The organism is Pontibacillus litoralis JSM 072002 (assembly GCF_000775615.1).
GTDB classification, from domain to species: domain Bacteria; phylum Bacillota; class Bacilli; order Bacillales; family BH030062; genus Pontibacillus; species Pontibacillus litoralis.
This window is the reverse complement of record NZ_AVPG01000002.1, coordinates 212,019-232,253: the sequence shown is the minus strand read 5'-3', so window position 1 is coordinate 232,253 and position 20,235 is coordinate 212,019. Positions and strand designations below refer to the sequence as shown.

The window sequence follows — 20,235 nt, the reverse complement described above, 5'->3', positions numbered from 1 at the left end:
AAGTTACTTAACTTTTCCCTCTACTCGATTACTCGATGACAATTTTATTAATTCCAGTGATAGGGTCTTGTTGATTAGAGCCGTCTTGGAAATATAAATGAACGGGACCATCTTCTTGAATTTGTTTACCCTTTTGAGCGAATAATAATAACGAATGTTGTAATTCATCTAATGTAATATGTATTTCTCCGTTTGTTGTTTCTAAAATGGCGCCCTTTGCGTTATCATAGACAAGGGCATTCTCTAAAAAATGATGAATAGGCATAACAAACGTACCTTCTAATATTTTCTTTTTTTCAAAGGAATTGATACTTTTATTGACAGGTGGATTAATTTGTTGTTGATACACTTCCCTATCCCAAAATTGTGCCTTTTTCTTTAATTCATCATCGTCAGATTTGTCCTGTTCTATCTTTGAGAACGCTTTCGAGAAATCGATTTTACGATCATCGAATATCCATACACTTGGATCAAGCGTAATCGTATATTGCACATTGCCTGTAAGTTGTATAACCAAACTGAGACACCCTTTCTAATTTATCAATCTCATACAAGTATATCGAATATGACGGAATCATGCATCAAGGAGGAATTAACTTGAATAAAAAAGTCACCGAACAACAATTGCAGGAATGGATAGAGCACGTAAAACCATTTACCCGATTAGGAAAAGTGCCAGATTATATACCAGCATTAGCGAAGCAAGATCCGGAGCATATAGCGGTTAGTGTGTTTCACTTAGATGGGGAATGCGTTCGAGCGGGTTATGTGGATCATTTATTTACACTTCAAAGTATTTCCAAGGTCATCGCGTTAGCGTTAGCACTCATGGATCAAGGAGAGGACTATGTTTTTTCCAAAGTAGGAATGGAGCCAACAGGTGATCCGTTTCACTCGATTGCCAAATTAGAAACAAGCAATCCGTCAAAACCATTAAATCCGATGATAAATGCTGGAGCCTTAGCGGTAACCAACATGATTGAAGGGGAGTCCCCGACAGATAAAGTGGGTAAGCTATTGTCTTTCGTACATGAACTTGCGGGGGACAACACAATTGGTATTGATACTGAGGTTGCATCTTCAGAGTTTGAAACTGCCCATTTAAATCGTGCATTATGTTATTACATGAAACAAAATGGTATTATAGAAGGCAGTGTGGAAGAGTTGTTAGACGTTTATACGAAGCAATGCTCCATCGCGGTAAACATTCAACAACTTGCTCGTATTGGAGCCGTATTTGCAAATGAAGGTCGTGATTTACAGTCCGGTAGACAAATCATCCCGAAACACTTGGCTAGAATTTGTAAAACGTTTATGGTGACTTGTGGAATGTATGATGCATCTGGTTCATTCGCAATTCGAGTTGGAATACCTGCTAAAAGTGGTGTTTCTGGCGCAATTATGGGGTGTGTGAAAGATGTAGGAGGAATTGCTGTCGTTGGACCTTCTTTGGATGAAAAGGGGAATAGTGTTGTTGGAATGCAATTGCTAGAGATGTTGTCTAGTCGTTTAGAACTTTCCATTTTTTAATGGAGGCTTGTTACATATCTTTACTTGCATAATAATCAATAAAACGCTAATATAAATATAAGAAAGTCTGTTTTGAACGGAGGGGATTAACGTGTCATCTGAAGTAGCGATTGATCATCGCCATCAAGCATATGCCCTTCTTAAGGCCGATGCAGAGAAAATTGCAAGACTGATTCGAGTTCAGATGGATAATTTAACTATGCCGCAATGCCCTCTATATGAAGAAGTTCTTGATACTCAGATGTTTGGGTTATCTAGGGAGATTGACTTTGCGGTACGTTTAAACCTTGTTAATGAAGAGGATGGGAAGAAACTTCTAGAAGATTTAGAGCATGAAATGAATGCTTTGCATGAGGCGGCTTCTAATCAATCTTAATGTGTAAACTCAAATTACGCCAATTGGTGATAATTTGAGTTTTTTTACGTACAGGAACACTTTTTGTTTGTTAAAATAGGAGAAGTAACTTATTTCATCTACGTTTTTAAAATAGTAAAATAATAAAGAATCATTATATTTTTTATAGGAAGCAGGAATATGTTACTTTTGTGTAGTAAAGTGATAGAAGTAAGATTTCTTAAATGGAGCTCTATAATCTTACATAAGGATGGACAATATGAAGAAATTTTTTAAAGACTATGATTTTACGTTAATATTTATACCATTGATGTTAACCGCTTTCGGGGTTATGATGATTTATAGTGCATCGATGGTATCAGCCGTCGTTTTGTACGATGTACCGAGCAACTATTTTATGCTTCGGCAAGCGATGTGGTTTGGTTTAGGAATTGTGGCATTTGTGTTAACAATGCTATTTCCATATCAAAAGTATCAAAAATTAGTCCCGCTTATGATACTATTTACTATAATAAGCCTTGTATTGGTTAAATTAATGGGGAATGCTACTGGAAACGCTAGTTCGTGGTTTGAGGTAGGCCCGATTAAAATACAACCTTCTGAGCCAGCAAAGGTATTTTTAATTATTTATTTGGCCTCTGTTTTATCTAAGAAACAAGCTTATATTGATCGTTTTTGGCAAGCGGTCTTACCACCATTAGTTATTACGATAACAATTCTCGCATTAATTGCTGTTCAACCTGACATCGGTACAGCAGGCATTATTTTTGCAATTGCTTGTACAGTTATTTTAAGCTCAGGGATACGAACGAAACATATTGTTTTACTAGCAATCATTGGTATCGTATTTCTTGCTTTTGCGATTCCGAACATGACATCGGTTGAACGAGTTTCGCGTTTCACTGGTGCTTATGCGCCTTTTGAAGATCCAGAAGATGGTGGTTTTCACCTCATTCAATCCTATTTGGCAATTGGAACGGGTGGAATAACAGGGGTTGGCTTGGGACAAGGAGTACAGAAATTAGGGTATTTGCCAGAGCCGCATACAGATTTTATTATGTCGGTTATTGCTGAAGAGCTAGGATTCATTGGTGTTTTGTTTGTGTTAGCCTCATTAACTATTATTGTATTAAGAGGACTTTATGTTGCTAGAAAGTGCAAAGATGCTTTTGGCAGTTTATTAGCGATTGGGATTTCGTCAATGGTTGGTATTCAAGCACTTATTAATTTAGGAGCGATAAGTGGTTTGCTACCTATTACTGGAGTCCCTTTGCCGTTCATTAGTTATGGCGGATCTTCTTTACTTGTTTTGTTAGCTTCAATTGGAATATTGAATAATATTGCTAAACAAGCTAAACTTCAAGAAGATTACACATATATTAAACAAACTTCAAAGAATGCATATTCTGACATTCATGCAGGGAATGCAACACAATCTAAAGGAGGAAGATCATGGGTACAATCAAGAAAATCAATAAAATCCTAGTAGCTAACAGAGGAGAAATTGCTATTCGGGTATTCCGTGCATGTAACGAATTAAATATTCGTACGGTTGCGGTTTATTCAAAGGAAGATACTGGTTCTTTCCATAGGTATAAAGCAGATGAAGCTTACCTTATTGGTGAAGGAAAGAAACCAATCGACGCTTATTTAGACATTGAAGGCATTATCGAATTAGCTAAAAGCGTTGGAGTAGATGCAATCCATCCAGGATATGGTTTCTTGTCAGAAAATATTAATTTTGCTCGACGCTGTGAAGAAGAGGGTATTACATTTATTGGGCCAACCAGTGAACATTTACATATGTTTGGTGATAAGGTTAAAGCTAGATATCAAGCAGTTCAAGCTAATATCCCGGTAATTCCTGGGAGCGATGGACCTGTTTCTAGTTTAGAAGAAGTGAAAGCTTTTGGTCAGCAACACGGATATCCTATCATCATTAAAGCTTCTCTTGGCGGAGGAGGACGGGGTATGCGAATCGTCCGCAGTGAAGAAGCGTTACAAGATTCTTACGATCGTGCTAAATCGGAAGCAAAGGCTGCGTTTGGGGACGATGAAGTATATGTAGAGAAATTAGTAGAAAGCCCTAAGCATATTGAGGTGCAAATTCTTGGAGATGCAGATGGGAACATTGTCCATTTATATGAGCGTGACTGTTCTGTACAACGTCGTCACCAAAAGGTTGTTGAGGTAGCACCAAGTGTATCCTTATCAAATCGTATGCGTGAAGACATTTGTGAAGCAGCAATTCAATTAATGAACAATGTTAATTACTTGAATGCTGGTACAGTGGAGTTTCTCGTTTCTGGTGATGAGTTTTACTTTATTGAAGTGAATCCGCGTGTACAAGTGGAACATACGATTACCGAGTTAATTACTGGTATTGATATTGTTCAATCTCAAATTATGATTGCGGAAGGTCACAACTTATTTGATCAGCCAATCGGTATACCGCATCAAGAACATATTAAAACGCACGGATATGCGATTCAATCAAGGGTTACAACAGAAGATCCATTGAATAACTTTATGCCAGACACAGGAAAAATTATGGCATATCGTTCAGGTGGAGGTTTCGGTGTTCGATTAGATGCCGGTAATGGTTTCCAAGGTGCCGTCATTTCTCCATACTATGACTCATTGCTTGTGAAGGTATCCACATGGGCGCTTAGCTTTGAACAAGCGGCTAATAAAATGGTTCGAAACTTACGTGAATTTCGTATTCGTGGAATCAAAACGAATATACCATTTTTAGAAAATGTTATTCGTCATCCTCAGTTTTTAGCAAGCGAATACAATACGACATTCATCGATCAGTCACCTGAATTATTCGTATTTCCTAAGCGTAAAGACCGAGGAACGAAGATGCTAACATATATTGCTTCTACGACAATAAACGGTTTCCAAGGAGCGGAAAATAAGAAAAAACCTGCTTTAAGTAAACCGCGTATGCCAGAAGTGAAATCGTCCTTAGAAATTCCACAGGGCACAAAGCAATTATTAGATGAAAAAGGACCAGAAGCAGTAGCGGAATGGTTAAAACAACAAAATGAAGTACTTTATACAGATACAACTTTCCGAGATGCGCATCAATCCTTATTAGCAACTCGAGTACGCACAAAAGACTTATTGAACATTGCTGATCCTACTGCAAGACTACTACCAGATCTCTTCTCAGTAGAAATGTGGGGTGGAGCGACGTTTGATGTAGCCTATCGTTTCCTTAAAGAGGATCCATGGCAACGTTTGCTACAGCTTAGAGAAAGAATGCCAAATGTCTTGTTCCAGATGTTATTACGCGCCAGCAATGCAGTAGGCTACAAAAACTATCCAGATAACTTAATTCGTGAATTTGTTGAGAAGAGTAGTCAAGCTGGTATTGATGTATTCCGTATTTTTGATAGTCTAAACTGGGTAAAAGGTATGACATTAGCTATTGATTCTGTTAGAGATAATAATAAAATTGCGGAAGCAACGATGTGTTATACAGGTGATATTCTAGATGCATCGCGTCCAAAGTATGACTTACAATATTATAAAAACTTAGCCAAAGAACTAGAAAATGCTGGTGCTCATATTTTAGGTATTAAAGATATGGCAGGATTAATGAAGCCTGAAGCTGCTTATCAACTAATCTCAACATTAAAAGATTCTGTAGATATTCCAATTCATCTTCATACGCATGATACGAGTGGCAATGGTGTATTTACTTATGCAAGAGCCATTGAGGCAGGAGTAGATGTAGTAGATGTAGCGGCAAGCTCTATGGCAGGCTTAACATCACAACCGAGCGCAACGTCTCTTTACTATGCTTTAGAAGGAAACGAACGCCAGCCTAATTTAGATGTGAAAGCATATGAGCAGTTAGGGTTATACTGGCATGACGTTCGTAAGTTCTACCAAGATTTTGAAAGTGGTATGAACTCACCACATTCTGAAATATATGAGCACGAAATGCCTGGTGGTCAATATAGTAACTTACAACAACAAGCCAAAGCAGTTGGACTAGAAGATCGTTGGGACGAAGTGAAGAAAATGTACCGCCGTGTGAATGATATGTTCGGAGATATCGTTAAAGTAACACCATCTTCTAAAGTTGTTGGAGATATGGCTTTATTTATGGTGCAAAATAATTTAACTGAAGATGATATTTATGAACAAGGAGAAACAATCGACTTCCCAGACTCGGTAATTGAACTTTTTGAAGGGTATTTAGGCCAACCTTATGGTGGTTTCCCTCAAGAATTACAACGAATTATATTAAAAGGACGTAAGCCGATTACAGATCGTCCTGGTGAATTTTTGGATGCTGTTGATTTCAAAGACTTGAAAGAAACATTATTCCATAAATTAAATCGTCAAGTTACGAGCTTTGATATGATAGCATATGCATTGTATCCGAAAGTATTTATGGATTATCATCAAGCTTATGAACAGTATGGTGATATGTCTGTTCTTGACACGTTAACGTATTTTTACGGAATGCGTTTAGGGGAAGAAATTGAAGTAGAAATTGAACAAGGAAAGACACTAATTGTTAAACTTGTTTCGATTGGTGAACCACAATTAGATGGTACACGTGTTGTTTACTTTGAATTGAATGGTCAGCCAAGAGAAGTGATTGTGAAAGATGAAAGTATTAAAGCTTCTATAGAGGCGAGACCAAAAGCTGATAAAAATAATGATCGACATATTGGTGCTACAATGCCTGGTACGGTAGTTAAAGTGATCGCAGAAAAGGGCGAGAAAGTAAAAAAAGGAGATCACATTATGATTACCGAAGCAATGAAAATGGAGACTACAGTTCAAGCTCCATTTGACGGGAAATTAAAGGACATTTACGTTTCAAATGGCGATGCGATACATGTTGGAGACTTACTAATTGAGTTTGAAAAATAATAAGAGATAGAAAAAGAAGGTTAGCGTTGATTTTATAACGCCAACCTTCTTTTTTATATGAATAAAGCACAGCAGTGGTAGCTGTGCTATTTCTAACAAATTCAATAATTAATTTGTTGATGAGTCTTTCTCATACCGTGCACTTCTTGAAGAAAGTAGTATAAAGTAACTAAGCATTCCAAAGAAACAAGCAACAACAAGAGCGTGTAATAAAGCTACAATTAAGTTCTGTCCAGTAAAAATAATCATTGCTCCTAACAATACTTGGAGCAGTAATAATAAGAAACATACTGTCCAGCCGTAACGCATGATTTTACTTGATTTATAATGTTTTAATACGTGGATGAATAAAAAGAGCACCCAAATGAATAATAAACCAGCAACGAGTCGGTGTCCCATTTGTACCCATTGGTGAAAATTGTATTCCCCAAATGCAAACGGATTACTGTTCGTACAAAAAGGCCAACTTCCACAAACTAAGCTTGCTTCGATGTGACGTACTAATGCACCGGTGTACGTAATAGCTAAGGTGTAAATCGCCATGGAGTAAATTTGGATACGCATTGCTCGAGGTATAATTAATGATTTCGCATCAAACTTTTTATCTATCTCAAAGATCAGTAAAGTTAGTAACAAAATAGCTGCGAATGAAATTAAAGAGATACCAAAATGAATGGCTAATACGAAATCTGATTGCCCCCATTTAACTGCAGCAGCTCCTATTAGACCTTGAAGAACTAAAAAGAATATGGATAAAAATGCCAGTAATTTCGTTTCGCGAATATGGCCTATTTTTTTCCACGAAAAGTACGATAGAAGCAGTACTAAAAATCCTACACCACCTGAAACTAGTCTATGGCTTAATTCTATTACTAAACTAAAGGTTATTTCTGAAGGAATCAATTCCCCGTGGCATAAAGGCCAACTATCTCCGCAGCCCATACCAGAGTCCGTCTTGGTAACGAGTGCTCCTCCAATTAACACGAATAGCATGCCAAGTGTAGATAGGATTGCTAGTGTTTTTAATAATTTCATTTCTTCACCTCACTACATTTCCTAGGGCACTATTGTATATCTTAATATATGAACGGAAGTTACGTCCAATTATACATAGTCATGTCACTAATTTGACACAAACTATATATTATCATGGATTTCATGGAATTTCACTATTAGAATAAAAAGTACTTGCATTGTATAATTTTGTTTGCTAGAAATAGAGAAGGGTTAATTTTGGATATAGCAGTCATTCTTTGTAACGTTTGTGAAATATTTTTGAAATTGCAATCTCGTAAATATCGAAAACTTTCACAAATAAAGAACTGTTTTACGCTATAGGTGGATTGTTTTTTTAAATTTCATCTCTATAGTTTGTTGAAAGAATGCTAAATAAAATAGAAAGAAACAGAATTACATGATACAATATTATTTGGTTGTAAATAAAAATTCATAAATTTGTCACATGTTACTCCTCCTTTTATGAAATGTTCATGATGTATAATGATGGTATGCATGCGTTTTCAAAGATTTCGGTAGGGAACGTATTTTGAACGTTCATGGCTATGAATAATAAAGAGGGTAAAGTAAATGCTTACAAGAGCAAAACAGACTTATTGGGGAAGTTAGAGTTATTAACTGATTAATGCTATCAAGATGCTCCTTCATTAGGACAGCTTGATTGTCATAAAATAAAGAAAGAACAGAAAGAGAGGTATCATTTAATGAAAGGATGGATGGGAAAATCTCGCATCGTGTTACTATTTAGTTTTCTGATGCTTTTTCTAGCAGGGTGTGGGGATCCGCAACTTTCTGCCTTACAGCCAAAAGGTGAGGGCGCTCAAGCAAGTTATGATTTAATGATGTTAAGCGTTATTATTATGGCTGGTGTAGGTGCAATTGTAACGATTATATACGTTTTTGTACTAATTCGTTATCGACAAAAAAAAGGCAAGGAAGACTATGTACCTAAGCAAGTAGAAGGTAGTAAATCCTTGGAAATTGTATGGACAGCTATCCCAATAGTTTTACTAATCATTTTAGCTGTACCAACAGTACAAAAGACATTTATGCTTGCTGAAACAACTCCGTCAGAAGAAAATAAAGAAGACGCTGTTGTTGTAGAGGTAACGGGAAATCAATACTGGTGGCATTACAGTTACAAATATAAAGGAGAAGAAATTCAAACAAGTCAAGACCTTTATATTCCTACTGATCAACGTGTTTACTTGAAATTAACTGCCACTGATGTTATTCACTCTTTCTGGGTTCCAACTATTTCAGGAAAGATGGATACAAACCCAGGGCATAATGAAAATGAGATGTTCTTAAATGCATATGAAGAAGGTTTATATTCTGGGAAATGTGCTGAATTGTGTGGTCCATCACACTCCTTAATGGATTTCAAAGTGGTGGCCGTGAGTGCAGAAGAATTTGATCAATGGTTTAATGACATGAAGAACGCAGATCCAGAAGCAACACCTGAAACAGCTAGTGCGCAAGAAGGTAAAGAACTATTTGAAGATCAAAACTGTATTGCTTGTCATGCAATCGGTAATTCTCCAGCAGCGGTAGGTCCGAACTTAACATCCTTTGGTGACCGTGCTGAAATTGCGGGGATTATGGATAATAATAAAGAGAACTTAATTGAATGGTTACAGCATCCAGAGAATGTTAAGCCAGGTAATAAGATGACTGGTAAATATGGAAATACGGAAGCAGAGAAACCATTAACTGATGATGAAGCAAGCAAGATCGCTGATTATTTATTACAATTACAACCTTCAGAAGTAACACCTGAAGATGCGAAGGAAGAAAAATAGAGAGAATAGGGAGGTCGGTATCGTGAGTACAGCTACTGTACAAAAAAGAGGCTTTGGCGCAACTTTGTGGGACTACTTAACCACAGTTGACCACAAGAAAATAGCCATTTTATACTTGGTTGCTGGTGGCTTCTTTTTCTTACTTGGTGGATTAGAGGCATTGATTATCCGTATTCAGTTGATTAAACCAGATAATGAATTTATTTCAGCTGGATTGTACAACCAAATGTTTACAATGCATGGTACAACAATGATATTTTTAGCAGCAATGCCACTTATATTTACCTTAATGAACATTGCGCTACCATTGCAAATAGGTGCTCGAGACGTAGCATTTCCATTCCTTAACTCACTAGGCTTTTGGCTATTTGCTTTTGGTGGAGTATTGCTAAACTTATCTTGGTTTTTTGGTGGAGCACCAGATGCGGGGTGGACAGCATATGCACCACTTTCAGTTCAATCACCGGGTCACGGCATGGATTTTTATGTGATGGGGTTACAAATATCAGGAGCAGGGACGCTTATTGGTGGTATTAACTTCCTTGTTACAATCGTGAATATGCGTGCTCCAGGAATGACTTACATGCGTATGCCAATGTTCACTTGGGCATCTTTTGTAACAAGTATCTTAATTTTATTTGCATTCCCAGCACTAACAGTTGGTTTAATTTTAATGATGTTTGACCGTATGTTTGGAGCAAATTTCTTTGATCCAACAATGGGAGGAAACGTCATCATCTGGGAGCATTTATTCTGGATTTTCGGACACCCAGAAGTATATATTTTAATTCTTCCAGTGTTTGGTCTATTCAGTGACGTAATTTCTACGTTCTCTAAGAAACGTCTATTTGGTTATTCCGCAATGGTATTTGCGACAGTATTAATAGGTTTCTTAGGATTTATGGTATGGGCGCACCACATGTTTACAACTGGATTGGGTGCAGTAGCAAACTCGATCTTTGCGGTTGCGACAATGGCGATTGCAGTACCAACTGGTATAAAAATCTTTAACTGGTTATTTACGATGTGGGGCGGTAATATCCGAATGACTGTGCCAATGCTTTGGGCAGTAGGATTTATACCATCCTTTACAATCGGTGGATTTGGTGGTGTGATGCTAGCCGTTGCTGCTGCTGACTATCAATACCATGATACGTACTTCGTTGTTGGTCACTTCCACTATGTTATTGTTGGTGGTGTAGTGTTTGGTATATTCGCAGGTATCACTTATTGGTGGCCTCTATTGTTCGGTAAAGTACTTAATGAGAAGCTTGGTAAAATCGCGTTTTGGCCATTCTTTATTGGATTCCATATGACGTTCTTTATTCAACACATTCTTGGATTAATGGGAATGCCACGTCGTTATTGGAAGTTCCAGCCGAATGAGAGTTTGGATATAGGTAACTTAGTTAGTACAATTGGTGCCTTTTTAATGGCTATCGGTACAATTGTGTTTATTATCAACATTATCTACACTGCATTGAAAGAAGAGAAGTGTGGAACTGATCCTTGGGATGGACGTACATTAGAGTGGACTGTTCCATCACCACCGCCTTTCTATAACTTTAAGCAAATACCTTTAGTTCGTGGTTTAGATGCACTATGGGTAGAGAAAGTACAAGGAAATGGCGAAATGACTCCTGCTGAACCATTAGGTGATATTCATATGCCGAATAATACGTTTATTCCATTCATGATATCGCTAGGACTGTTTATTGCCGGAATCGGGTTTATTTATCAAGTAGATAATAAACAATGGTTAATTGTTGGTATTGCAGGATTGTTGATTACATTTATTTCTATGTTTGTACGTTCTATGAAAGATGATCTTGGTTATCACGTTCATAAAGAAGATTTAGAAAAGGGGGCTGGTTCTAAATGAGCGCAGAAGAATTAAAGCAGCTTAAACCAGGTCAGGGACCACATGAACCTGAAAAAGCTACCCTTGAAGGTAAAAATAAGTTTTTAGGCTTTTGGTTTTTCCTTGGTGGAGAGACAGTGCTGTTTGCTAGTCTGTTTGGAACGTATTTAGCGTTAAAAAATTCGAATCTAGACGGTCCATCCACTCAAGAATTATTTGGGCTTGAACTTGTGTTTATTATGACGATGATTTTGTTAACAAGCTCGTTAACAAGTGTTTACGCTATGTACCACATGAAGAACTATGACTTTAAGAAGATGATGATATGGTTAGGAATTACCGTTTTATTAGGTCTTTCTTTCCTAAGTCTTGAAGTTTACGAATTCTATGAGTATGTGATGCATGACGGACACACATTTACATCATCAGCCTTTGGCTCCGCATTCTATACGTTAGTAGGTACGCACGGAGCTCACGTTATATTTGGACTATGCTGGATTACGAGCTTGATGATTCGTAATGCGAAGCGAGGCTTAAATCTATACAACGCTCCAAAGTTCTATGTAGCTTCTTTATATTGGCACTTTATTGACGTTGTATGGGTATTCATCTTTACAGTAGTATACTTGATGGGAAAGGTGGGTTAATTCATGGAGAAGTACGCCGGTTCCACATCGTATGAATTTCAAAAAGAGAAAAATAAACAAGATATGAAATTTCAATTGGTTACATTTGCGTGTATGATCGTGTTTACTCTTATTTCCTTTGGATTAGTAATTGCGGAATTCAACCCAATGTTTACCATACCAATTATTTTGTTATTAGCATGTGTTCAAGTTGGTTTTCAACTATATTACTTTATGCATATGAGTCATAAAGGACACAGTTTACCATCGGTGTTTTTATACTCAGGTATATTTGTGGCGTTCATAACAATTCTTGCAATGGTCACTATTGTTTGGTGGTAATAAGATGAGGTCGGAGACTAAGTGCTCCGGCCTTTTCTATTTGCATATCAGCTTTATAAAAAAATAATAAAACGAATTTCTTTGTTATCAAAATATACATACTGAGTTCACAATTTTGTCACAATAAGGTCGTATGTGGATGGTGTCAATTGTATGTATTTCAAACTAAAATAGGTTATAATGAAAAATAGATTGTAAATTTAACACACCTTGGAGTGAGAATTATGTGGTTAGAAATACAAATATTTGGATTTCGTGCTTTGTGGAGTCCATTTTATGCATTGTTTGTTATTGCATTAGGTGTATTATATTATTTATTAACTGGTCCTTGGAGAAAGAAGTTTGGTGATGTGGATCGTCCCACTGTTTCTCAACAGGTGACTTTTTATGCTGGATTAGTATTATTGTATATTATTAAAGGTTCACCAATTGATTTATTAAGTCATATTATGTTTACCGCACATATGATGCAGATGGCATTGTATTATATATTATTCCCAACATTAATTATTAAAGGGATTCCAGAGTGGATGTGGAGAAAATTATTTTCAGCTCCAATTATTGCTCCACTTCTTAATTTGTTGACAAAGCCATTAATATCACTACTTCTTTTTAACGGTTTATTTTCTTTGTATCATTATCCTGCAGTGTTTGATTTCGCGAAAACGAGTGTTGTTGCACATGCTGTAATTACTACAGGTATTTTATTCGCTGCCTTTATCGTTTGGATGCCAATATTCCCACCTATAAAGGAAAAGGATACCATGTCACCAGTTTTTAAGATAGGTTATGTATTTGCAAATGGGGTTTTATTAACTCCAGCTTGTGCATTAATTATTTTTTCTACAGAGCCATTATATAGTACATATACAGATGCTAGTGCATGGATGTCTGCATTGAGCCTATGTGTGCCTGGAGATGTTTTGGGAACGTTATCTTTAAGTGGACCTCAAATATTTTCACCAATGCCTGTTCTTGAAGATCAGCAGCTAGGTGGTATTATTATGAAGGTTACACAAGAAGTTGTTTATGGTATCTATATTGGTATGATATTCTTCCCATGGTTCTTAAAAGAGCAAGATAAGATTGATCCATTACCGGAAGAATCAAACTAATCGATAACCATTATTATAAAGAGAATGAATAGTAAAGTGGGGGAGAAATATGCCATTATTGCCGACGTTAAGTACGTCTTTTATCGTAATAAGTGCTATTCTAGTAGCTATAGGATGGGTGCTAATTGCTCGCGGAAAGGTTCATGCTCATAAGAAAACGATGATTGCTGCTGCAATTAGTGCATTGACGTTTTTTATTATTTATCTTTCAAGAACCATATTTATAGGAAATACGAGCTTTGGTGGACCAGAGCATTTAGAAATTTACTATACAATATTTTTGATTTTCCATATCATTCTTGCTACAGTTGGAGCAGTTTTTGGCCTTGTTACGTTAACTTTGGCATTCAAGCGTAACATTGACAAACATAGAAAGCTTGGACCGATTACGAGTGTCATATGGTTCTTTACCGCTATAACTGGTGTTATGGTATATTTACTGTTATACATCATTTATGAAGGTGGAGAAACGACGAGTATGATTAAAGCTATATTAGGATTTTAAACACCTGTTTAGACAGGTGTTTTTTTTATGGGTGATTGTTTGGATAGGAATAAGGGGGTTAGTGAACGTGAATAGCATTTGCTTGGAGGGATATTGAATGTATATATCGCTGCCGTGGCAAGCGCAATCATACATAGCGTCTGATCACTATTAAAGGAAATAATTAGGGCGACGGATTTCACTAGTAAGCCTAGATGGATTGTTCATTTACATTATTATGTTTCCATCGTCTCGAAAACAAGGATATGCAAAAGAGGGTGTAGAATATTTAATTTAATGAGCTTTTCAACAGGGGTGTGTCCCTTGTATAATCGTAACATATTTTACAAGGAATACGTTATCCTCTTAAGTTTTGAAAAGCAATAGTGTTAAAGAACAGAAAGGAGAGCTCACATGGTAAGAATTGAGCAATGCACTGAAGGTCATTTATCGGAGGAAACACTACAATTAGATTCATACGCCTTTCAAGTGCCCCTAACTGCAGAGAGAAGAGAGGTGACTGACAAGCAACTAGAAATAGAAAACATTTATGGATTATTTAATGAAGATAGTCTTGCAGCCAAATTAAATGTAATTCCTCTGCACCTTTACTTAGGGGGGGATATCATTCCTTTTGGAGGCATTGCATCTGTTGCTACGTGGCCAGAATATCGCCGTAAAGGCTATGTAGCGAAACTATTGCAGCACGCGCTGAAAGAAATGCATAGTAATGGTATGGTATTGTCCCTTCTTCACCCTTTTAACATCGGATTTTATCGTAAATTTGGTTGGGAACTTACGCTTGAAAAGAGAATGATTTGTTTATCTCCTAATCATATACCGTCTGTTAAGCCAAGTGGTTACATCAAGCAGGTTACATATGAAGGAAATAAACAAGAGCTTCATTACTTATATGTGCAGAAGGCTAAGCAGTACGGTCAAATGATCAATCGGACGGAATTTTGGTGGAAGCATCGTATTTTATCAGATAAAGAATTACGTATCATTGTGTCATATAATGACGATAGGCAAAGTGATGGTTACATGTTAACGAAGATTAAAGAAGGTCAGTTATGCATAGAAGAGTTTATTTATACAACAAATGAAGCGTGGCAACGATTGATGATGTGGGTGAAAAATCATGATAGTATGGTTGATAAAGTAAAGATGTTGTTATTACCAGATGATCCATTCGTGTTCTATTTAAATAATCCTCACGTTGAAGAGCAAAGACAGGCGTATTTTATGACTCGTATCGTTGATTTATATGAGTTTCTACGCATCTATCCGTATGCTCTGACTACTGGAGAATATACGATTCATTTACATGTACAAGATGAATATGCATACTGGAACGATGGGAAGTGGACGATACATCTTCAAAATGGAAAAGCACAGGTTGAGAAAGGATGGCAAGCCAAGGCTGATGTAGCTTTAAGTGGAAATATCAACACATTTGCTGCACTTCTACTAAATAGTCAATCAGTTGAACATTTACAACAATTTGGCTATGTACAAGTGGATGGAGATGTACGTATTGTTAAACAATTCATTTGTAATCGGACACCAGCTTTATTAGATTTCTTTTAAAAAGAAACCAAGCTAATCCTTCCTATAAGGGTTAGCTTGGTTTCTGTGTGTCTATATTTTAAAATTAAGCTTGATAATACCAGCCTCTTTTGCGGAATTAAATGCAATGACAAATAATGGTCCAATAAAGAAGCCGAGAATGCCAAAGATTTTTAATCCTAAGTACATCGAAATAAGTGTTGCTAATGGGGATAAGCCGATGTGACTTCCCATAACTTTCGGCTCTACTGTTCGCCTTATCGCTAGTAAGACGATGGCGAGAATGGCTAATTGTGTTCCCATGAATAAATCACCAACAATGAACATGTACACAGACCAAGGACCGATAATGGCAATCGATCCAATAATCGGGATAAAGTCGATTAGCCAAACGATGATGGACATGATTAATGCTACTTCTGGTGCAATGATTAATAAACCGATTAACGTAGCAATAAAAATGATGATACTAACGAGAAATTGAGCCTTCAAAAAGCCCAACACAACATAGGTGAGCCGTGCATTCATAAAGTGAACTTTTTCCGCTGTTTGAACGGTCATATGTTCATATGCTTTCGCTCTTAACCTTGGCATATCTAACATGAACAAAAATAATGCAATTAAATAAATCAAGAAACTAATAAGATAATTTGGAATACTTGAAAAAAATCCCGCAATTTCTGTTAAGTTACTCTTTTCATTAATGGAGTCCTTAAACTGTTCGAGACTAGATTGAAATCCATTTTCTACTTGCTTCACTAATTGGGGAGGAAATTGTTCTTTAAATTGAATGGTATCTTCTTCCCATTCGCTGAAAAAGTCTTCCACTTGAGCAACATAGGAAGGAGCTTTATCTATAAAGGTAGCAATTTGTGAAACAGCCTTTGTGATTAAAAAAGTACCAGCTACTGATAATATAATTAAAAAAGTAATATAGACGAAGATTACAGACAATTTCCGTTTCCATTTCAATCTATGTTGACACAAGCGTACAGCTGGATTTAAGAATAAGGCTGTAATGAATGCTAAAATAATTGGTATAGAAATGGGAATTAAGAAATATGCTGCAATGATTAATATGATGGATATCAATAGTATAATCCATTGTTTTTTGCTAAGATATCTAAACAATTTAGATCAGAAGGCTCCTTTCCAACAACTATCTATTTCAAAATATAGCATGAAGATGGTGCTTTGAACAGATAATAACGTTAAAAATTCCTTATCTTCTATTAGGCTTGTATAGTGGAAGTACTTTATTACTTGTTTTTAATTTCCTTTTGCTATATAGAAGCAGTATCGATAAGTTTGCTTCCTTTTATACTTATGGGGTTGATGAAGGAGAGGTTGGGCATTATGTATAGGGACTTCGAGAGCATGCTTTCTATCGTAAAAGATAAGCGACTGTTGCATTTGAAAGATGAACAGTCGCTTTTTACTAAATTGGGCCTTTTATTTGTTTTCTTCAGGTGGAAAAGTTTTAAGTGCATTAATCTTTTCTAGAACTTCTTTTTGATTATTTAATTCTGCCCATTCTTTTAGTTCCGTTAACACTGCTTGAGAAGGCCTGCTACCAACTTCAAAATCTAATAAGTGGGTTTTTACACGTGCTAGTAGGCCTTTCGCGCGATCAACAGCACTTGTTGGAAATTCTTCGTCGTTATCTCCATATTCTATGCCGTGTGGATAATAATGTGACCCAAGCAAAGGAGACATTAGTTTCATTAAAGCATCTCCGCGATCTACATCGCCTTCTATTGCGTATCCTTGTACACGTACATAAAACGTTAGTCCCTTTGTGTTCGTTTTTAACTTATAATCGTATGTAACACGTTCATAATCCCATTGATCTGCTCTTACAAATCCTGATTTATCCATAATATAATCCAGTTCTTTAAGGTCTAGAGTAGCACCTTCGATACCAATTCCTTCAATTTTCATTATGCTTACACCTCACAAAGATTGTTAATATAACAAGTAAGAAAACGCATTCTATTTACATCATATAAAAAGTTTCGATAAGTTGCAATTGTTTACAGTATAAAACGTAAAAAAAGTAAGTGAAATGTATCGTAACAAAGAATGACATACAAAAAATTACATTCATGAACTCGATGAAATTGGAAATGCTATCGTTATATGGGAAGATATTTTTTCTCTTTGCAAGTCATTAAAAGGAGGAATATGTAAATGAAAGTTGTGAAAGACATGATGACGACGGATATAGAGAGTTGTTCCGTTGATAGCAATGTGTATGAAATAGCAAAGAAGATGTCTGACAAAGAAGTCGGATCGATTCCTATTTGTGATGAGCAAAATCACCTCATTGGCATGGTGACAGATCGAGATTTAGTAGTGAGAGGCTATGCTCAAAAAAAAGCAGGTTCTACTCCAGTTACAGATGTAATGAGTGAAGAACTTGTGACGTGTGAACCGAATACATCCCTAAAAGAAGCAAGCGGAGTCATGTCCGAAAAGCAAATACGTCGTCTTCCTATAGTCGATCAAGGGAAATTAGTCGGTATTGTATCGTTAGGAGACTTATCCTTGGACAAATATTCAAATGAAGCAGCCGGCCATGCATTAGAAGAAATATCAGAACGACCAGAATTACATTAATAAGCATTCACTCTGGCCGAGCAAACTGCCAGAGTGAACTTTTTTTGTGTCAATTGGAGTGCATGTGTTACTAGAATGAATACATAATTGCTAGAATGTCTAATATAATAATAGCATCGGGTAGACAAAGGAGATGGACAATGAAACGATTGATACGGGTGTTGGTCCTTATAATTACAATGATCATAGTATTTCCTTTAGTAGAGCAATATATTCCTTCTTTGATTGAGCAAGGTAGGAACGAAGAAGCGCAGCCTAACAACCAAAAGGAAGTTTCTCATAAAGAACAACAGTTAGACAAGCAACAAGAAGGTTCTATAAACGACGCTTATTCATCTTCTATTATCAAGTTAATGGGACAATCGGAAGAACGTATAATAGAACAGTTCGGTCAACCAGTTCGGCGTGATGAAACGTCCTATGCGTATTCGTGGTGGATCTATAAGTGGGCTGATAATTACATGCAAATAGGAATGCAAGATGGGAAAGTGGTTACAGTTTATCGCATTGGAGAAGATTTAGCCTTACCATCTATTGAAACAGGTGCAAATTTCGTTGATGTATGGGAAACCTTTGATGCTAAACAGTCCCAAGAAGTTGAAATAAACAATAAACGAGGCTCCTTCCAATTACAACTCACCGAACAAGATTTGAAGCAAAGGCCATTGTTACATGTGCAGGAAAACATATATATGCAGTTATATTTTGATACATTAAATGATGCGTTGTCTTCAGTAAGGTTGGTAACAGATGACGTTTTATTACAACATCGTTCCTATGAGATGTATTACCGAGGTACTTTACCTGAAGTGACACCATTGTCTTCGAAAGATTGGATGGAGATAGAAACGAATACGGCTCAACAAGTGTTTGATATTACGAATCACATCCGTAAACGGTGGAAACAGTCACCGCTTAAATGGGATGAACAAGTCGCATCAGTAGCGTTTCAACATAGCAAAGATATGAAACAGAACAATTACTTTTCTCATATTGCGCAAGATGGGAATGGATTAAAAGAACGGTTAGAAAAAGGGGAGGTTCGTTATTTGTCAGCAGGGGAGAATATTGCCGCACAGTATCCAGATGCACCTGCTGTTGTAGAAGGATGGCTAAATAGTGAAGGCCACAGGGAAGCATTGTTGCATGAGTCCTATACGCATTTAGGTGTTGGGGTGTACCGGTATTACTATACGCAAAACTTTATTGAAAAACGAAACTAGTAAAATGTCCAAGCACATGTACATTTCTTCTTCATATAAGTATAGTACGATATGCGTGAAGGGGAGAGAATGCATGAGTGAAGGTAAGTTAGATCCCTCTGTAAAAGAGTTTAAAGCATTTGTTCAACAGCACCCAAAAATGGTAGAAGTAGTTAGGAAGAAAAACGAAACGTGGCAATCTTATTATGAAAAATGGGTGCTACTCGGGGAAGATGACGAGTATTGGAATGACTTTAAAGGAGAAGTTGGGGCGGAGAAGCTTGTAGAAGATAACGCGGAACCTACAAAGCAAACGAATCAACAAGCAGACCAAGATAGCGAAAATCAATTATTCACCCAATTTATGAACCTTATAGAAAATGTTGATTTAAATAAAGTAGAAGGTCATATACATCAATTAAGTAGTGCAATTGACAATGTTCAAGTGTTAGTAAACCAATTTCAAGATATGAAGTCTTCGGGTATAAGCAAACAGCAAAAACGGTCTCCTTTTCAATTTGGTCGAGATTAGGGGAGGGCGAGAGTGATGCAACCTAGAGTATATCAATATTTAGAAAGTAAACCAGAGTTACTTCGTTTTATGCGAATGAATCCTAAGTGGTATCGACGAGTTACTCGAGACCCTAGCGTTTTATCGTTAATAGAACAAGAGTCTAAATATTACTTTGGTCAAACAACACCTCAACGTATGGAAAAAATGACAAATCAATTGCAAATGGTCCAAACGCTTATCCAAATGGCTCAAGCAATGAAAGACTAAACTTACTATTTCAGATTGAATGAAGTATTTGTT

The 20,235-nt window shown here is 36.6% G+C and carries 18 protein-coding genes and 1 pseudogene; 15 read left to right on the top strand and 4 right to left on the bottom strand.

What is annotated here, in order from left to right; translation table 11 throughout:
- Positions 1-28: 28 nt before the first annotated feature.
- Positions 29-517 carry a hypothetical protein gene (locus tag N784_RS03465; protein WP_036832275.1) on the bottom strand — a complete coding sequence of 163 codons (489 nt, stop codon included), beginning with the start codon at positions 515-517 and terminating at the stop codon, positions 29-31.
- 59 nt (positions 518-576) lie between these two features.
- Between N784_RS03465 and glsA the strand changes: the two genes are divergently transcribed.
- The 4 genes from glsA to pyc all read left to right on the top strand — a co-directional run bounded on the left by glsA (position 577) and on the right by pyc (position 6,784).
- Positions 577-1,530, top strand: coding sequence for a glutaminase A (glsA, locus tag N784_RS03460; RefSeq protein ID WP_052127104.1), 954 nt, complete (start codon positions 577-579; stop codon positions 1,528-1,530).
- 91 nt (positions 1,531-1,621) lie between these two features.
- Positions 1,622-1,906 carry a YlaN family protein gene (locus N784_RS03455; RefSeq protein ID WP_036832273.1) on the top strand — a complete coding sequence of 95 codons (285 nt, stop codon included), beginning with the start codon at positions 1,622-1,624 and terminating at the stop codon, positions 1,904-1,906.
- 238 nt (positions 1,907-2,144) lie between these two features.
- Entirely contained in the window at positions 2,145-3,371 is a 1,227-nt protein-coding gene (gene ftsW / locus N784_RS03450; protein WP_036832271.1) for a putative lipid II flippase FtsW, read from the top strand.
- Positions 3,338-6,784 (top strand): pyruvate carboxylase, encoded by a 3,447-nt coding sequence (pyc, locus tag N784_RS03445; RefSeq protein ID WP_036832269.1) that lies wholly within the window; start codon positions 3,338-3,340, stop codon positions 6,782-6,784. The genes ftsW and pyc overlap by 34 nt, the downstream gene beginning before the upstream one ends.
- 108 nt (positions 6,785-6,892) lie before the next feature.
- Here the strand turns inward: pyc and N784_RS03440 are convergent, their stop codons facing one another.
- Positions 6,893-7,819, bottom strand: coding sequence for a COX15/CtaA family protein (locus tag N784_RS03440; RefSeq protein WP_036832267.1), 927 nt, complete (start codon positions 7,817-7,819; stop codon positions 6,893-6,895).
- 686 nt (positions 7,820-8,505) lie between these two features.
- On the opposite strand from N784_RS03440, the gene coxB reads away from it, so the two are divergent.
- The 7 genes from coxB to N784_RS03405 all read left to right on the top strand — a co-directional run bounded on the left by coxB (position 8,506) and on the right by N784_RS03405 (position 15,621).
- Positions 8,506-9,603, top strand: coding sequence for a cytochrome c oxidase subunit II (coxB, locus tag N784_RS03435; RefSeq protein WP_036832263.1), 1,098 nt, complete (start codon positions 8,506-8,508; stop codon positions 9,601-9,603).
- Positions 9,604-9,625: 22 nt separating this feature from the next.
- Complete coding sequence (ctaD, locus tag N784_RS03430; protein ID WP_036832260.1) at positions 9,626-11,485, top strand: cytochrome c oxidase subunit I; 1,860 nt, start codon at positions 9,626-9,628, stop codon at positions 11,483-11,485.
- Positions 11,482-12,111, top strand: coding sequence for a cytochrome (ubi)quinol oxidase subunit III (locus tag N784_RS03425; protein WP_036832256.1), 630 nt, complete (start codon positions 11,482-11,484; stop codon positions 12,109-12,111). The genes ctaD and N784_RS03425 overlap by 4 nt, the downstream gene beginning before the upstream one ends.
- A gap of 3 nt (positions 12,112-12,114) precedes the next feature.
- The gene (ctaF, locus tag N784_RS03420; protein ID WP_036832253.1) at positions 12,115-12,432 is read left to right on the top strand and encodes a cytochrome c oxidase subunit IVB; all 318 of its coding nucleotides are present in this window, start codon (positions 12,115-12,117) and stop codon (positions 12,430-12,432) included.
- A gap of 224 nt (positions 12,433-12,656) precedes the next feature.
- The gene (gene ctaG / locus N784_RS03415; RefSeq protein WP_036832250.1) at positions 12,657-13,547 is read left to right on the top strand and encodes a cytochrome c oxidase assembly factor CtaG; all 891 of its coding nucleotides are present in this window, start codon (positions 12,657-12,659) and stop codon (positions 13,545-13,547) included.
- 49 nt (positions 13,548-13,596) lie between these two features.
- Positions 13,597-14,052: a DUF420 domain-containing protein gene (locus N784_RS03410; RefSeq protein ID WP_036832248.1), complete on the top strand. Its 456-nt coding sequence runs from the start codon at positions 13,597-13,599 to the stop codon at positions 14,050-14,052.
- A 393-nt stretch (positions 14,053-14,445) separates the two neighbouring features.
- Positions 14,446-15,621, top strand: coding sequence for a GNAT family N-acetyltransferase (locus tag N784_RS03405; protein WP_036832246.1), 1,176 nt, complete (start codon positions 14,446-14,448; stop codon positions 15,619-15,621).
- 51 nt (positions 15,622-15,672) lie between these two features.
- Here the strand turns inward: N784_RS03405 and ytvI are convergent, their stop codons facing one another.
- Complete coding sequence (gene ytvI, locus N784_RS03400) at positions 15,673-16,731, bottom strand: sporulation integral membrane protein YtvI (RefSeq protein WP_036832243.1); 1,059 nt, start codon at positions 16,729-16,731, stop codon at positions 15,673-15,675.
- A gap of 459 nt (positions 16,732-17,190) precedes the next feature.
- Positions 17,191-17,541: pseudogene (locus tag N784_RS03395) on the bottom strand (YugN family protein); the annotation flags it as partial.
- 249 nt (positions 17,542-17,790) lie between these two features.
- On the opposite strand from N784_RS03395, the gene N784_RS03390 reads away from it, so the two are divergent.
- The 4 genes from N784_RS03390 to N784_RS03375 all read left to right on the top strand — a co-directional run bounded on the left by N784_RS03390 (position 17,791) and on the right by N784_RS03375 (position 20,202).
- A complete protein-coding gene (locus N784_RS03390; protein ID WP_036832236.1) occupies positions 17,791-18,219 on the top strand; it encodes a CBS domain-containing protein in 429 nt (142 codons plus the stop codon).
- A gap of 140 nt (positions 18,220-18,359) precedes the next feature.
- Positions 18,360-19,442: a CAP domain-containing protein gene (locus N784_RS03385; protein ID WP_036832234.1), complete on the top strand. Its 1,083-nt coding sequence runs from the start codon at positions 18,360-18,362 to the stop codon at positions 19,440-19,442.
- 73 nt (positions 19,443-19,515) lie between these two features.
- Positions 19,516-19,953, top strand: coding sequence for a spore coat protein YlbD (gene ylbD, locus N784_RS03380; RefSeq protein ID WP_036832230.1), 438 nt, complete (start codon positions 19,516-19,518; stop codon positions 19,951-19,953).
- A 15-nt stretch (positions 19,954-19,968) separates the two neighbouring features.
- Positions 19,969-20,202, top strand: a complete 234-nt coding sequence (locus N784_RS03375; RefSeq protein ID WP_036832227.1) for a YlbE-like family protein — start codon at positions 19,969-19,971, stop codon at positions 20,200-20,202.
- Positions 20,203-20,235 lie beyond the last annotated feature (33 nt).